This window comes from Cyanobium gracile UHCC 0139 (genome assembly GCF_034931325.1).
GTDB lineage: Bacteria > Cyanobacteriota > Cyanobacteriia > PCC-6307 > Cyanobiaceae > Cyanobium > Cyanobium gracile_B.
In genome coordinates this window covers 1-13,843 of sequence record NZ_JAYGHX010000003.1, presented here as the reverse complement: position 1 = coordinate 13,843, position 13,843 = coordinate 1, and the positions used below count along the sequence as shown (strand labels likewise).

Here is a 13,843-nt window from a genome sequence, read left to right as displayed (position 1 = left end):
CACCAGCATGCCCAGTCCCGCACCCCATCCCTGCCCCACCGGCCCCTTGCAGCTGGCGGGCAATGGCACCGACCGGCTGCTCACCTGCCGGGTGCTGCAATCGCCCCTGGCGGGGGTGAGCGACGGGATCTTCCGCGCCTTGGTGCGCCGCTGGGCCCCCGATGCGCTCCTGTTCACGGAGATGGTCAATGCCACGGCGCTGGAGCTGGGCCACGGCGTCGCCAAGATGGCGGCCCTCGATCAGGATCCCGGCCCCGTCGCGGTGCAGCTGTTCGACCACCGGCCCGACGCCATGGCCGAGGCGGCCCGCCGGGCCGAGGCCGCCGGGGCCTGGCTGATCGACATCAACATGGGCTGCCCGGTGCGCAAGATCGCCCGCAAGGGGGGCGGCAGCGGCCTGCTGCGCCAGCCGGATCTGGCCCTGCGGATCGTGGCGGCGGTGGCGGCGGCGGTGCGGCTGCCGGTGACGGTGAAGACCCGGCTGGGCTGGTGCGGGTCCAGCGCCGATCCGGTGGGCTTCGCCCTGGCCCTGCAGAACGCCGGCGCCCGCGCCCTCACCCTGCACGGCCGCACCCGGGAGCAGGGGTTCTCCGGCAAAGCCGATTGGGACGCGATCGGGCGGGTCAAGGCGGCGCTGCAGATTCCGGTCATCGCCAACGGGGACATCACCAGCCCGGAAGACGCCCTGCGCTGCCTGGCGATCACCGGCGCCGACGGGGTGATGGTGGGGCGGGGGACCCTGGGGCGCCCCTGGCTGGTGGGGCGCATCGCCGCGGCCCTCGACGGCCGTCCCCTGCCGAGCGAGCCCGATAGCCACGCCCGGATCGCCCTGGCCCGGGAGCACCTGGAGGCCCTAGTGGCCGCCCGCGGCGATCAGGGGCTGCTGATCGCCCGCAAGCACCTCGGCTGGACCTGCCAGGGCTTCGCCGGCGCCGCCCGGCTGCGCCGGGAGCTGATGGTGGCCCCCAGCCTCGAGAGCGCCCTGGGCCTGCTGGATCGGGCGGAGGCGGAGCTGGAGATCAGTGCCCCAGAGCCATGCCCAGCAGGTCCCGGCTGCCGCTGATGGCCTGCACCGCCAGCAGCAGGGCGGTGAGGAAGGCGGCGCTGACGTGCAGCCGACGCATCCGGGGGGAGCGCAGGGTCTCGGGGGCCGCCGCCATGGCGAACAGCAGCAGGCCGCAGAGCAGCACCCCGCTCCAGTAGTGGGAGCCCCACACACCCCCGTCGAAGGGACTGCGGCCCAGGTGCCACAGGGCCGGCTGGCTGCCCAGGGTCAGCAGCCCCAGCCAGCAGATGAGGGCGAAACCGGCCCGCAACCAGGGGCCCTTCACCCGCCACAGCGCCAGGCAGCTCACCAGGCACCCCACGCCGGCCAGCAGCAGGGCCGCGCCGGTGCCGGGGCCGGGGCCGCCGACGGCCCCCCCCCGGGCATAGGTGGCTGCCATGGCGATCAGCACCGCCACCACCACGCCCGAGGTCACCCAGCGGCCATGGTCGGTGTGCTCCACCCCCACCGTGGGCGGCAGGGGGTTGATGTCGAGGCGACGCTCCCGGGCCAGGATCCCCAGGCGGATGGTGGCGCCCACCACGGGGTAGACAAACAGGATGATCAGCACCGGGTGCAGCAAGGCGAACCAGTCGGTGACGGTCATCCCGGTGGCGGACATCCCGGCGGCAGGCATCGGCAAGGGCGGGGCGTAACGCGAACGGTCATGGAAGCACCGGGGGCCACCCCTGCCGGATGAGCAGCAGGGAGAAATAGGGGACTTCGGCGGCGGGCACCTCGGCCGCCGGGCAGAGCCGCTGGTCGGGCCAACCCACCCGCTGGGCGAACAACGCATCCGCCAGCAGGGCCCGCTCGGCCAGCAGCGGCCGCACCCAGGGCCAGCGCCCCCCCAGCTTGAGCAAGGCCAGCACCCAGCCAGCGGCCGCCGCCTGGGCCAGCAGGTCCTCCAGCTGGCCGGGCTCCTCCGGGGTGGGTCGGATCAGTAACCCCTCCTGCTGGAGGGCCAGGGGCCAGGCCCCGGCGGCGGCCGCCGCCGCCACGGCGCTGATGCCCGGGATCAGACGCACGGACAGGGCTGGATGGCGATCCTTCAGGGCCAGCAGCACGTAGCTGCTGCTGGCGAACAGCGACACGTCGCCCTCGCAGAGCAGCACCACCGACCGACCCCCGACCACCTCGGCCGCCAGCCGGTCGGCGGCGGCATGCCAGGCCTGCCGCCGGGGCTCGGCCGCCGCCACCATCGGGAACACCAGGGGCAGCCGCCGCTGGCCGGCGCCGATCCAGGGGCCGGCCACGCCGGCCGCCATCCCCTCGGCCCCTTCGCGGGCGACCGGGTAGGCGATGGTGTCGGCGGTTTCGATGGCCCGCACCGCCGCCACGGTGAGCAGGTCGGGATCGCCGGGCCCCACCCCCACCAGGGTGAGGCCGGCGCAGGCAGCACGGTCGGCGATGGGGGGAAGTCCGCTGCAGACCTTTCTAGGCTGCAGATCCTCCGACCGCCCGGGAGCGCCCCGATGACCCACCTGGTGATCCGTTCCGCCGCCGGCGACGGCCACGGCTCCCCCCTGCTGCACAGCAGCGACGCCGACGAGATCGCCCGGGAGCTCGGGGCCCGGGGGGTGCGCTTCGAGCGCTGGGCCACGCCGGCCTCCCTGGCGGCGGACGCCGACCAGGCCGCGATCCTGGCCGCCTACGCCGCCGAGATCTCAAGGGTGCAGTCCGAGGGGGGCTACCGCACCGTGGATGCGATCCGGCTCGGCCCCGACCATCCGGACCGGGAGGCGCTGCGGGCGAAGTTCCTCTCCGAGCACACCCATGCCGAGGACGAGGTGCGCTTCTTCGTGGAGGGCCGCGGGCTCTTCTGCCTGCACATCGGCGACGCGGTGCTCCAGCTGGTGTGTGAGCAGGGCGACTGGATCGGGGTGCCCGCCGGCACCCGCCACTGGTTCGACACCGGCGAGCGCCCGTCCTTCTGCGCCCTGCGCTTCTTCGACAACAGCGACGGCTGGGTGGCCAGCTTCACCGGCGATCCGATCGCGTCCCGCTTCCCGCTACTGGAGGAGATCCTGGCCGCCGCGGCCTGACCGGGCGGCTCAGCTGGGCCTGCACGGCAGGGCTCAGCTGTGCATGCGCGGCTGGGGATGGAGGCTGGCCAGGATCTCCGCCTCGCTCCCGGCCAGGGCCGTGAGCCGGTCGGCCACCAGCGGCCGGGGCCAGCGCCTTTCGCACAGCACCCAGTAGAGGCCGAAATGGCGCGCCTCGCTGGCCAGCAGGTCGGCGTAGAGATCCCGCAGCTCCGGATCGGGGCTGTGGGCGGCCAGCAGGGCCATCCGCTCGTGGCTGCGGGCTTCGATCAGACCTGCCACCAGGAAGCTGTCGAGCATCCGCTCCGGCTCGGCGCGGCGCACCAGGGTGGCCAGGGCGGCGCCGTAGGGCGGGGCTGGCAGGGCCCGCAGGCCGACGCCGCGCCGCGCCAGCAGGGCCTGCACCCGCTCGAAGTGCTCCAGTTCCTCCCGGGCCAGGGGGCTGAGCACGGCCGCCAGCTCCCCGTCGGAGGGGTAGCGGAACATCAGCTGCAGGGCGGCGCCGGCCGCCTTGCGCTCGCAGTGGGCGTGGTCGATCAGCAGCAGCTCCGGGTGGGCCAGGGCCTGCTCCAGCCAGGCGGCGCTGCTGGGGGCCGCCAGCCACCTCACCCGGGCCGCCGCGGCCGGCGGGGCGCCGCTCACGCCGAGGCCCTCAGATGGGCCACCAGGCCCTCGAGGGCAAGGCGGTAGCTGGTGGCGCCGAAGCCACAGACGACCCCCAGGGCCCGGTCCGCCAGCAGGGAACGATGGCGGAAGGGCTCGCGGGCGTGGGTGTTGCTGAGATGCACCTCCACGAAGGGCAGGGCCACCGCCAGCAGGGCATCACGGATCGCCACCGAGGTGTGGGTGTAGGCGGCGGCGTTGATCAGGATCCCGTCGCTGGCCGGGCTGCCGGCCTGGCCTCCGGCCTCCTGGATGCGGTCCACCAGGGCCCCCTCGTGGTTGTTCTGGAAGCAGGTGAGCTCCACCCCCAGCGCCGCGGCCTGCTGCTCCAGGGCGGCATCGATGGCCGCCAGGGTGTTGCTGCCGTAGAGGCCCGGCTCCCGCTGGCCGAGCAGGTTGAGGTTGGGGCCGTGGAGCACGAGCAGGCGCATCGGGGAGGGGATAGGGGGAAGGGCAGGGAGGAGGCGGGAAGGTCGGCTGGTAAGTTCTGAGGGTGTGGTTCGGGTCGGTGCCCGAGTGGTTAATGGGGGCGGACTGTAAATCCGCTGGCTCTGCCTACGTTGGTTCAAATCCAACCCGGCCCACCTTCCACATGCCCTTGTAGCTCAGCGGTAGAGCACTCCCTTGGTAAGGGAGAGGTCACGAGTTCAAGTCTCGTCAAGGGCTTTCCCCCCAGCCCCTTCCCCGCTCCGGCGACCCTGCGGTGGCGGCCAGCTTCCATTCGCGGTGGGCCGGGAGCATGCCCGAGAATGCGGGACCTCCGCCGCCCGGGCGGTCCGTTTGCCGCCCCTGTTGTCTCCCGTCTGCCTCGGCGTTCCCGCGCTCCTTTCACCGGCCCTGATCACCCAGTCGTCCCTGTTCGGGATCGGCATCGCCTTCAGCCCCCTGCACATCGCGGTGGTCACCCTGTTGCTGCTGGGGCGCTCGCCGCTGCAACGGGCCATGGCCTATGTGGCGGGCTGGGCGGCCGCCAATGCCCTGGCCATCGTGCTGCTGATGGTGCTCGGGGAGGCCTTCGCCATCAGCCTCAGCCACGGTGAGCGGGAGCAGGTGCTGATCGACCTGCTCGGGGCCGGCGCCCTCGTCGGGCTGGGGCTCTACCAGCTCACGCCCCAGGCCAACATTGGCGAGGAGGGGATGGCCCTGCGGCTGATGAACCAGCTGCCCGACTTCAGCACCTTCACCCTTGTGCTGATCGGTGCCACCAGCGCCCTGCTCACCCCGGAGAACCTGGTCTTCTACCTCAAGGAGGCCGGCCTGCTGCTGCTCAACGACCCCGGCCTGACGGCCGACGCGGAGGTGACGGGCCTGTTCACCCTGATGGCCAGCTCCCTGCTGCTGCTGCCGCCCCTGGCCTGGCTGGTGAGCGGCGGTGCGATCCGGGAGCCGATCATGCGCCTGGAGGACTGGCTGCAGCACAAGGCCGAGTGGCTCGTGGGGGTCCTCGCCCTTGTGCTCGGCGCCTACCTGCTGTTCGAAGGGCTGCATGGGCTGAACCTGATGACGCTGGCCGGCTGAGCGACGGAGACCGTTAGCGTCACAGCAACCCGTTCTTCGGTATCCCGTTGTTCTCCGCCGTGCGCCGGCCCTGCCTGGCAATCGGTCTCGGTCTGGCCCTGGCCCTGCTGCCCCCAGGATCTCGCCTGCTGGCCGCCACGGTCTGCGTGCTGACCCCCAGGCTGGCCCTCAACACCCGGGCCGAGGCAGTGGCCGCCGTCCCGATCGGGGCCCCCACGATCCTGAGCACCGAACCCCTGGAGGAGGTGCGGATTGAACGGGAGGGTGAGGTGCTCTGGCAGCGGCGGGCCCTCCAGGGCGAGCCCCTTGAAGGTCCGATCCCGTGGCCGCTGGCCCCGATCCGCCCGGGCCAGCGGCTGGTGCTGCTGCTGCGGCCCCTGGGCGTCCGCAAGGACGACTTCGCCATCATCCTGCTGGAGGGCGATCCGGCCGAGCGGATGGAGCGAGCCCAGCGGGAGCTCGAAGGTCTGGGCACCGATCCGGAGGTGTGGTGGGCCGCCATTCAGCGGACCTTCGACCGGGGCGACCTCAGCCTGGGCCTGGCCCTGCTCTACGCCCTCGAAGGACCCGCCTCCCCCAGGCTCGACAACCTGCGGCGGGCCGTGTTCCTCGCCGGGTGCGGCAGCCCCTGAACGCCGGGGCACCCGGCGGGGCAGGATTTGCCAGCCTGGGCCGAAAGGGGCCATCCCATGTCTTCCCCGCCCAGTCCCTCGCCCCTGACGGTGCCGGTGGCCACGATGCGCGCCTTCGTCGAGGCGGGCACCACCCGGCCCCTGGCCTGGCGGCTGGAGCAGCTGCAGCGGCTGGCACGCCTGCTGGAGTCGGCGGAACCGCAAATGCTGGCGGCCCTGGCCAGCGACCTGGGCCGTCCCGAGATGGAGGGCAGCCTCGAGCTGGGGGCCCTGCGCCAGGAGCTGCGCCACACCCGCCGCCACCTGGCCGGCTGGATGCGTCCCCGCCGCCACCCCCTGCCCCTGTGGGCCTGGCCCGGCCAGGGGGCGGTGCACAGCGAACCCCTCGGCTGCGTCCTGATCATCGGCGCCTGGAACTACCCCTTCGAGCTCTGCCTGCACCCGCTGCTGCATGCCCTGGCCGCCGGCAACACGGCCGTGGTCAAGCCCTCCGAACTCAGCCCAGCCTCCGCGGCCCTGCTGGCCGAGCTGCTGGGCCGCCACTTCGAGCCCACGGTGGTCCAGGTGGTGGGGGGCGACGGGGCCGTGGCCGCCGGGCTGCTGGAGCGGGAACGCTTCGACCACATCCTCTACACCGGCGGCGAGCGGGTGGGGCGGCTGGTGATGGCCGCCGCCGCCCGCCATCTCACCCCCGTCACCCTGGAGTTGGGGGGCCGCAACCCGGCGATCGTTCTGGCCGATGCGGATCCCACCATCACGGCGCGGCGGCTGCTGTGGGGGCGATGCCTCAACGCCGGCCAGACCTGTCTGGCCCCCAATCACGTGCTGGTGGCGGACGGGGTGCGGCAGGCCCTGGTGGCGGCGTTTCGCGAGCAGGTCCGGGCCCTGTACGGCCAGGATCCCCTGGCCAGCCCCGACCTCGGGCGCCTCGTGGGAGCGGCCCGCTTCGAGCGACTCCAGGGGCTGCTGGCCCGGGCCGAGGCCAGGGGCCAGGTGCTGCTGGGCGGCCGCTGGGACGAAGCCGGGCTGAGGATCGAACCCACCGTGGTGGCGGTCGACGATCCCGACGACGATCCGCTGCTGCAGGAGGAGCTGTTCGCCCCGATCCTGCCCCTGCTGACGGTGGGGGGCCTGGAGGAGGCCCTGAGGCTGGTGCGGCGGCAGCCGACACCCCTGGCCCTGTATCTGTTCGGCGGCGGCGCCGCGGAGCGGGAACGGGTGCTGGCGGGCAGCGGTTCGGGCAGCCTGGTGGTCAACGACACGGTGATCCAGGGGGCCATGGCCCACCTGCCCTTCGGCGGCATCGGCCCCAGCGGCATGGGGGCCTACCACGGGGAAGCCGGCTTCCTCACCTTCTCCCACCGGCGCAGCGTGATCAGCCGGTCGCTGCGGCCCGATCCCCCGATCCGCTTCCCCCCCTACGCCGGCAAGCTCGGCCTGGTCCGTCGTCTGATGGGCTAGGGGGGCTGGGCGGGCCTGGACGTGGCCCTTAACGTGCCATCAGCTATCCCTAGTGCCCATGCGCCGCCCCCTCATCGCCCTGGCTCTAGCCATGGTGTTGCCGCTGCCGGCTCTGGCTGCCCAGGTGACCGTCAAGCCCGGTGAGACCCTCTCCGACATCGCCGCGCGCCACCGGGTGAGCGTGTCCACCCTGATGAAGATGAACGGGATCAGCGATCCGGATCTCGTCGAAGCGGGCCGCACCCTGACGTTGCCGGGGGGAGCGGCCCGACCCCGGGCCTCCGGCGGCAGCCTCACCGTGGCCCCCGGGGAAACCCTCTCCGAGATCGCCGAGCGCCACGGCATCACCGTCAGCCGGCTGATGCAGCTCAACGGCCTCAGCAAGGCGGACCACATCGAAGCCGGCCAGAAGCTGGTGGTGCCCGCCGCCTCCCGCAGCGCCGCCCCGGTCGCCAAGGTCAACCGCAAGGCCTCCGAGCACGTGGTCCGCAGCGGCGAGAGCCTCTCCCAGATCGCCGACGCCTATGGGGTTCCGCTGAAGCAGCTGATCGCCATCAACCGCATCAGCGATCCCGATCTGGTGGAATCCGGCACCCGGCTGCGGCTGAAGCCAGCCAGCGCCCCCAGGCCGGCCGCCCGCCCCGCGGCGGCGGCGAAGCCGGCGCCCGCCCCGAAACCGGCGGCCAAGCCTGCGCCGGCACAGACCCCGGCCGCCAGCCGCCCCGCCCCCAGCGTCGCCCGGGCCACCCCGACGCCGACGCCCCGGCCCCAGCCCGCCACGGTGGCGGCCGCCCCCCGGCCCGCCAGCACGGCTGCGGCGAGCCCCAGCAAGCCCGACTGGCGCAACTACGGCCCCCTGCAGGTGGACTGGGCCAACTGGCAGCCGATGGGCGGCAGCATGGTGGCCCCCACCCTCAATTCCCAGGGGGAATCCCTCTACCTGGCCGTCAACTGCAGCGCCCGCAAGCTCAATGCCACCAGCCAGGCCGGGCAGTGGAAGAGCTGGGATGACCCCCAGGCCGATTTCGAGCAGCAGCTGGTCTCCGACCTCTGCAAGGCCCGCGGCAGCTGAGCGGCGGCGTGGGGCCGATGCTTCAGGCCGACCAGCGCAGGGGCCAGGGATCGCGCAGGTAGCTGCGGCCCACCGGACGCAGGTAGAGCCGCTGGGCCCCGTCATCGCTCTCGCTGATCAGTTCCTCCTGTACGAGGCGGCGGGCAAGCCAGGCCCAGGAGGGTTCCTCCTCCCCGTGGGCGCCGGCAAGGTCCTCCGCCAGGCTGCGCAGGTCGCGGCCGCTGCGGTCCTCCAGGGCGGAGAGCAGCACCGCCGCCTGCGGAGCCCAGTCATTGCGGGACGGTGACGAGAGGCAGTTGTCGCAGCGGCCGCACGGCGGGGAGATCTCCCCCACGGTCAGGAGCAGAGCCTGCTCCCGGCAACCCTCCCCTTCGGCCACCGCCTCGATGCGCCGCAGCTGCTGCTGGGCCAGTTCCAGCCGGTGGCGCTCCAGCAGCCGCTGGTCGGGGGGCAGCTGCTGGCCGGCGGAGCGCATCGCCCAACCCAGGCTGGTGCGATCGGCCGGATCGAAGAGCACCAGGCAACGGGCGGGAAGCCCGTCGCGGCCGGCCCGCCCGGATTCCTGCAGGTAGCCCTCGGCGCTGGCGGGCAGGTCGAGGTGCAGCACCAGACCCACATCGGGCCGATCGACCCCCATGCCAAAGGCCACGGTGGCCACCAGCACCGGTGCTGGATGCTCCTGGAAATGGCGCAGGGCCAGCTGGCGGCTCTCGGGGTCCATGCCGGCGTGGTAGGCGATCGCCTCCACTCCGGCCGCCGTCAGGCGCGCGGCCCAGTGCTCCACCGAGCGACGGGTGCGGGCGTAGATCAGCACCGCCCCGCGGGCCTCGCCGATCGCTGCGACCACCTCCGCCAGGGGATCGGCCGGGCGCCGCCGCATGGTGTAGGCGAGGTTGCCGCGGCGGGCCGATCGCACCTGCACCAGGGGTCGGCGCAGCTGGAGCAGGCGAATGATGTCGGCCCGCACCTGGGGGGCGGCGGTGGCACTGAGGGCCACCAGCGGCACCCCCGGACAGAGGGCCCGCAGCTGGCCCAGGCGCCGGTAATCGGGGCGGAAATCATGGCCCCAGGCGCTGATGCAGTGGGCCTCATCCACCGCCAGGGCCACCAGCCGACCGGTCTCCAGGGCTTCGTCGAGCAGCTGACGGGTGGCCTCCGCCTGGGCCCGCTCCGGGGCCAGGTAGAGCAGGCGCAGCCGGTTGGCCGCCAGGCGCTGCTGCAGCTGGCGCCGCTGCCCGGAGTCCAGCCCCCGGTGCAGGCAGGCCGCCGGGATGCCGCGGGCCTGCAGCTGGCTCACCTGGTCCTGCATCAGGGCCACCAGGGGGGAGATGACCACCACCAGGCCGTCCCGCACCAGGGCCGGGAGCTGGAAGCAGAGGGACTTGCCCGCCCCGGTCGGCAGCACCGCCAGGCAGTCGCGACCGGCGAGCAGGGCCTCCACCACAGGCCGCTGTCCGGGCCGAAAGCTCTCCCAGCCGAAATGGCGCCGCAGGCTCTCGGTGAGGGGATCGGCCCCCAAGCTCACTCCACCGCTGGTACCACCAGACCCTAGCTCCCACCAGATGTGGGGGCGCCGCTTCAGTTCAGCACCACTTCAGTGCAGCAACCCGTCAAGGCAGCGGGGGCGGCTCCAGCTGGTCGGGGGACTCCTCCACGAGCTGCAGGCGCACCCGCTTGCCCCCGGCCAGTTCGCCCAGGGACACCCGCATGGTGGTGCCGCTCAGGCTCTGCAGCACGGTGAGCAGTTCCCGCAGATGGGGCGTGCTGCTGCCGCTCTCCACCCAGAGACGCTCCTGCAGGCCCCCCAGCCGCCGCCAGCTGGTGTGCAGCTTGAGCACGGCGCTCTCCAGAGCCTGGGCCTGGCCCACCGCATCGGCCAGGAGGCCGAGGGCATCGAGGCGCTGGGCCTCCTGCAGGGCCTTCTCCAGGTCGAGGTTCCCCTGCTGGAAGGCCCGCACCGCCAGGCCGGCCTCGGCCGCCTTGCTGAGCCAGCGGGCCGTGAGGGTCACGTCCTTGACCCGCTCCAGCTCGGGTTCGTCCCGCAGCACGCGACGCAGGTCGTCCTGCTGCTCCTCGGGCAGCTTGGCCAGTTCCCGCACCAGGGGCGCCACGGCCCGGGGGGGCAGGAGGTTGTCGGCGGTGCGCTGGCGGATCTCCTCCGGCAGCAGGGGGCTCGTGGCGGCGGTGAACTCGTCGGTGAGCCGTCGCACCTGCTTGCGGGTGATCTGCTGACCCTCGTTGGCCGCTTCGCTGATCATCAGCTGGACCTCCGGGTCCGCCTGGGCCGTCTCCAGAAAGGCCCGTTTGGAGAAGTTGTTGACGCTGGCCTCCTCCAGCAGGCCTTCGCCCACCAGGCCGTCGGCCGACTCCGCCAGCTGGATCAGGGTGTACGCCCGGGTCTTGCTGATCTCCCGCTCCCGCAGCCACTGCAGGAAGCCGGTGCCGCGGCCCTCGCCGCCCCGGCGTTCCCGGTCGCGCACCGAACGCAGGATCCGGCCCCGCCAGATTTCGGTCTGCAGATCGAAACGGTCGCAGACCGCCCAGGCCTCCTCCAGGCGGGCCAGGAATTCCATCGTGCTGAGGGTGTCGCTCTCCGGATCGGGCAGATCCAGGCGCAGCTGGGGGGCCTCGGGCAGGGCCATGGACGGGACCATCGGCGGAGCCGGCGGTGGGTGCGGGGATGCTGCCACGGGGCCGGCAACGAACCGTGACATCGTCCGGGCGCGGGCCCCTGATCGCCGGTAGGGTCGCTGCGCAGACCACCCGACCTTCCAGCCCAGCGATGGCCATCTCCCGCGGCGACAAAGTACGGATCAAGCGTCCCGAGTCCTACTGGTTCAACGAAGTGGGAACGGTGGCCTCGATTGACACCTCCGGCATCCGCTATCCGGTCGTGGTTCGCTTCGAGAAAGTGAACTACAACGGCTACAGCGGCTCCGACGGCGGCATCAACACCAACAACTTCGCTGAAAGCGAACTCGTCAAGGCCTGAGCTTCGCTCCTGGCCCTCCACGCCCAGCCCTACGATCCCGGGCATGCCCGAGCTCCCGGAGGTCGAAACCGTACGCCGGGGGCTTGAGCATCAGACGTCCGGTCTCGTCATCGACCGGGTTGACGTGCTCCGAGCCCGCGCCATTGCCAGCCCCGAAGACCCTGCCGATTTCTGCAGGGCGCTTCGGGGCCTTTGTGTGGGCCGGTGGCACCGCCGTGGCAAGTACCTCCTGGCCGATCTCCTGGCCCCTGACGGCAGCCCCGCAGGGCGCTGGGGGGTCCATCTGCGCATGACCGGCCAGTTTCTGTGGCTGGCGGAGGACCGTCCCCCCTGCTCCCACACCCGAGTCCGGGTCTGGAGCAGGGGCGGCGAAGAACTGCGCTTTGTCGACACCCGCAGTTTCGGTCAGATGTGGTGGGTGCCCCCGGGGGTGGACGCTGACGTTGTGATGGGTGGCCTGCGACACCTGGGGCCCGAACCCTTCGCGGAGGAGTTCACGGGGGCCCACCTGCGGCAGCGGCTCCAGGGCTCACGCCGTCCGATCAAGAACGCCCTGCTCGATCAGTCGCTGGTGGCGGGGGTGGGCAACATCTACGCCGATGAATCCCTGTTCGCGGCCGGGATTCTGCCCCAGACGCCCAGCGGCCGTCTGCCTCTGAGCCGCCTGGAGCGGCTGCGCGATGCCTTGGTGGAGGTGCTGGAGACCAGCATCGGCGCTGGTGGCACCACCTTCAGTGATTTCCGGGACCTGCAGGGCACCAATGGCAACTACGGCGGCCAGGCCTGGGTGTATCGCCGCGCAGGGTCCCCCTGCCGCCGTTGCGGCACGGTGATCCTGCGCGAGAAGCTGGGGGGGCGCAGCAGCCACTGGTGCCCCCGCTGCCAGAGCTGACCAGGGGGCCCGCCCCCGCCTTTCCCTTCGTTCCCAAGCCCGCGTGACCAGCGCCCTCGCCGAACAGCTCAGCCAGACCATGGCGGCCATCCATGCGCGCGGCTGGTGCGACGGCACCGGCGGCAACTTCAGCTGCGTTCTCGCGCGCGATCCTCTGATCCTGCTGATGGCCCCCAGCGGCGTCGACAAGGGCACGGTGGCTCCGGAAGCCCTGATCCAGGTGGACGCCGATGGGCACGTGGTGGCGGGCGAGGGTCGGGCCAGTGCCGAGACCCTTCTGCATCTGGAGATCGTGGCTCGCACCGGCGCCGGTGCCGTGCTGCACACCCATTCCCACGCGGCCACCATCCTTTCCGACTGGTGTCTGGGGGAGGGGAGGGACGCGGGCCATCTGCCGCTGCAGGACCTGGAAATGCTCAAGGGACTGGCGGGCATCGACAGCCATCGTCGACGGGTGGCGCTGCCGGTGCTGGCCAACGACCAGGATCTGGCCCGGCTCAGTGCCAGCGCCGGGCCGCTGCTGGGAGACGCCCCCCACGGCCTGTTGATCGGCGGCCACGGTCTTTACGCCTGGGGATGCGACCTCGCCGAAGCCCGTCGACACTTGGAGATCCTGGAGTGGCTTCTGGAGCAGCGCTGGCGCCGGCTGCTGCTGGAGGCCCTGGGCCAGTTGCCATCCAGGGCCATCGGCATCCAGGCCGTGCTGCTCGACATTGAAGGCACCACCTGCCCGGTGCCCTTCGTGAGCCAGGTGCTTTTCCCCTATGCCCGTGAGCGGCTCGATGCCTTTCTTCGGGAGGGGGCCAACGATCCGGCGCTGGCCCCGCTGATTGCGGCGATCGATGCGGCCATGGCAGCCACCGACAGCAACAGCATCCAAGGCGAGACCGTCAACCACCTCAGCAGAGTTCGCTTCCTTCAGAGCCTGATCGATCAGGACCGCAAGCTGCCGGCCCTGAAGGAGCTGCAGGGGCTGATCTGGGACGAGGGGTATGCCAGCGGCGAACTGCGCTGCCCCCTGTTCGACGATGTGGCTCCGGCCCTGCGGGCCTGGCGAGGCGCCGGGGTAGAGCTGGCCGTCTACTCCTCTGGATCGGTGAAGGCCCAGAAGCTTCTCTATCGGCACAGCAACGCCAGCGATCTGAGCGGCCTGTTCAGCCATTGGTTCGATACAACCACCGGCGCCAAGGGCGAGGCCGCCAGCTACCGGGCCATCGCCGCCGCCATGGGGCTTGAGACCCGAGCGATCCTGTTTGTGAGTGATGTCAAGGCCGAGCTGGAAGCCGCCCGCACCGCGGGCATGGCAACACGTTTCAGTCAGCGCCAGGAGAACCCCGAACAGGACCCCGGTTCCTTCGAGGCGATCACGAGCCTTGCCGAGATCGAACTCTGATTCTGTTCACCGACAGAGCCATCCAGAACTGGGCCGCAACAAGCGTGCGGGCTTGACCTATCCCCTGACCCCTGCCGCTGGTCCTCGGATCGCTGCCCGCAAAACACGCCAACAGAAAAGCCACCCTCCT

At 72.1% G+C, this 13,843-nt stretch carries 15 protein-coding genes, 2 tRNA genes and 1 pseudogene; 12 read left to right on the top strand and 6 right to left on the bottom strand.

The window, feature by feature from the left end:
• Positions 1-7: 7 nt before the first annotated feature.
• A complete protein-coding gene (dusB, locus tag VB738_RS06165) occupies positions 8-1,063 on the top strand; it encodes a tRNA dihydrouridine synthase DusB (protein ID WP_323304929.1) in 1,056 nt (351 codons plus the stop codon).
• On the opposite strand, the gene VB738_RS06160 is transcribed toward dusB, so the two are convergent.
• Together VB738_RS06160 and VB738_RS06155 are read right to left on the bottom strand one after the other, a co-directional pair.
• Positions 1,020-1,667: a DUF4079 domain-containing protein gene (locus tag VB738_RS06160; protein WP_323304928.1), complete on the bottom strand. Its 648-nt coding sequence runs from the start codon at positions 1,665-1,667 to the stop codon at positions 1,020-1,022. The genes dusB and VB738_RS06160 overlap by 44 nt on opposite strands.
• 43 nt (positions 1,668-1,710) lie before the next feature.
• Complete coding sequence (locus VB738_RS06155; RefSeq protein ID WP_323305174.1) at positions 1,711-2,421, bottom strand: precorrin-2 C(20)-methyltransferase; 711 nt, start codon at positions 2,419-2,421, stop codon at positions 1,711-1,713.
• 99 nt (positions 2,422-2,520) lie between these two features.
• Between VB738_RS06155 and VB738_RS06150 the strand changes: the two genes are divergently transcribed.
• Positions 2,521-3,090 (top strand): acireductone dioxygenase, encoded by a 570-nt coding sequence (locus VB738_RS06150; protein WP_323304927.1) that lies wholly within the window; start codon positions 2,521-2,523, stop codon positions 3,088-3,090.
• A gap of 33 nt (positions 3,091-3,123) precedes the next feature.
• Here VB738_RS06150 and VB738_RS06145 read toward each other — a convergent pair whose 3' ends face one another.
• Together VB738_RS06145 and aroQ are read right to left on the bottom strand one after the other, a co-directional pair.
• Entirely contained in the window at positions 3,124-3,732 is a 609-nt protein-coding gene (locus VB738_RS06145) for a tRNA-(ms[2]io[6]A)-hydroxylase (protein WP_323304926.1), read from the bottom strand.
• Entirely contained in the window at positions 3,729-4,184 is a 456-nt protein-coding gene (gene aroQ, locus VB738_RS06140) for a type II 3-dehydroquinate dehydratase (protein WP_323304925.1), read from the bottom strand. Before aroQ ends, VB738_RS06145 begins: the two co-directional genes overlap by 4 nt.
• A 71-nt stretch (positions 4,185-4,255) precedes the next feature.
• Here aroQ and VB738_RS06135 point away from each other — a divergent pair.
• The 6 genes from VB738_RS06135 to VB738_RS06110 all read left to right on the top strand — a co-directional run bounded on the left by VB738_RS06135 (position 4,256) and on the right by VB738_RS06110 (position 8,436).
• Positions 4,256-4,337: transfer RNA gene (locus VB738_RS06135), tRNA-Tyr, on the top strand.
• 10 nt (positions 4,338-4,347) lie between these two features.
• Positions 4,348-4,419: transfer RNA gene (locus VB738_RS06130), tRNA-Thr, on the top strand.
• 114 nt (positions 4,420-4,533) lie between these two features.
• The gene (locus VB738_RS06125) at positions 4,534-5,271 is read left to right on the top strand and encodes a GAP family protein (protein ID WP_323304924.1); all 738 of its coding nucleotides are present in this window, start codon (positions 4,534-4,536) and stop codon (positions 5,269-5,271) included.
• 47 nt (positions 5,272-5,318) lie between these two features.
• A complete protein-coding gene (locus tag VB738_RS06120; protein WP_323304923.1) occupies positions 5,319-5,903 on the top strand; it encodes a hypothetical protein in 585 nt (194 codons plus the stop codon).
• A 57-nt stretch (positions 5,904-5,960) separates the two neighbouring features.
• Positions 5,961-7,364 (top strand): aldehyde dehydrogenase family protein, encoded by a 1,404-nt coding sequence (locus tag VB738_RS06115; RefSeq protein WP_323304922.1) that lies wholly within the window; start codon positions 5,961-5,963, stop codon positions 7,362-7,364.
• Positions 7,365-7,422: 58 nt separating this feature from the next.
• Entirely contained in the window at positions 7,423-8,436 is a 1,014-nt protein-coding gene (locus tag VB738_RS06110; protein WP_323304921.1) for a LysM peptidoglycan-binding domain-containing protein, read from the top strand.
• A 22-nt stretch (positions 8,437-8,458) separates the two neighbouring features.
• Here VB738_RS06110 and VB738_RS06105 read toward each other — a convergent pair whose 3' ends face one another.
• Complete coding sequence (locus tag VB738_RS06105) at positions 8,459-9,955, bottom strand: ATP-dependent DNA helicase RecQ (protein ID WP_323304920.1); 1,497 nt, start codon at positions 9,953-9,955, stop codon at positions 8,459-8,461.
• 91 nt (positions 9,956-10,046) lie between these two features.
• A complete protein-coding gene (locus tag VB738_RS06100; RefSeq protein WP_323304919.1) occupies positions 10,047-11,090 on the bottom strand; it encodes a hypothetical protein in 1,044 nt (347 codons plus the stop codon).
• A gap of 128 nt (positions 11,091-11,218) precedes the next feature.
• Between VB738_RS06100 and VB738_RS06095 the strand changes: the two genes are divergently transcribed.
• The 4 genes and pseudogenes from VB738_RS06095 (at position 11,219) to mtnC (ending at position 13,713) form a co-directional block, all read left to right on the top strand.
• Positions 11,219-11,428, top strand: coding sequence for a photosystem I reaction center subunit IV (locus VB738_RS06095; protein ID WP_106220233.1), 210 nt, complete (start codon positions 11,219-11,221; stop codon positions 11,426-11,428).
• A 43-nt stretch (positions 11,429-11,471) separates the two neighbouring features.
• A complete protein-coding gene (locus VB738_RS06090; RefSeq protein ID WP_323304918.1) occupies positions 11,472-12,320 on the top strand; it encodes a DNA-formamidopyrimidine glycosylase in 849 nt (282 codons plus the stop codon).
• Positions 12,321-12,363: 43 nt separating this feature from the next.
• Positions 12,364-12,951: pseudogene (gene mtnB / locus VB738_RS16435) on the top strand (methylthioribulose 1-phosphate dehydratase); the annotation flags it as partial.
• Positions 12,952-13,005: 54 nt separating this feature from the next.
• Complete coding sequence (gene mtnC, locus VB738_RS16430) at positions 13,006-13,713, top strand: acireductone synthase (RefSeq protein WP_416233161.1); 708 nt, start codon at positions 13,006-13,008, stop codon at positions 13,711-13,713.
• Positions 13,714-13,843 lie beyond the last annotated feature (130 nt).

What these genes read in the sequence shown, in the direction of transcription:
- VB738_RS06150 (WP_323304927.1), top strand. Translation starts at nt 2,521, where the DNA reads ATGACCCACCTGGTGATCCGTTCCGCCGCCGGCGACGGCCACGGCTCC.
- dusB (WP_323304929.1), top strand. Translation starts at nt 8, where the DNA reads ATGCCCAGTCCCGCACCCCATCCCTGCCCCACCGGCCCCTTGCAGCTG.
- VB738_RS06100 (WP_323304919.1), bottom strand. Translation starts at nt 11,090, where the DNA reads ATGGTCCCGTCCATGGCCCTGCCCGAGGCCCCCCAGCTGCGCCTGGAT.
- VB738_RS06095 (WP_106220233.1), top strand. Translation starts at nt 11,219, where the DNA reads ATGGCCATCTCCCGCGGCGACAAAGTACGGATCAAGCGTCCCGAGTCC.
- VB738_RS06110 (WP_323304921.1), top strand. Translation starts at nt 7,423, where the DNA reads ATGCGCCGCCCCCTCATCGCCCTGGCTCTAGCCATGGTGTTGCCGCTG.
- aroQ (WP_323304925.1), bottom strand. Translation starts at nt 4,184, where the DNA reads ATGCGCCTGCTCGTGCTCCACGGCCCCAACCTCAACCTGCTCGGCCAG.
- VB738_RS06160 (WP_323304928.1), bottom strand. Translation starts at nt 1,667, where the DNA reads ATGTCCGCCACCGGGATGACCGTCACCGACTGGTTCGCCTTGCTGCAC.
- VB738_RS06115 (WP_323304922.1), top strand. Translation starts at nt 5,961, where the DNA reads ATGTCTTCCCCGCCCAGTCCCTCGCCCCTGACGGTGCCGGTGGCCACG.
- VB738_RS06090 (WP_323304918.1), top strand. Translation starts at nt 11,472, where the DNA reads ATGCCCGAGCTCCCGGAGGTCGAAACCGTACGCCGGGGGCTTGAGCAT.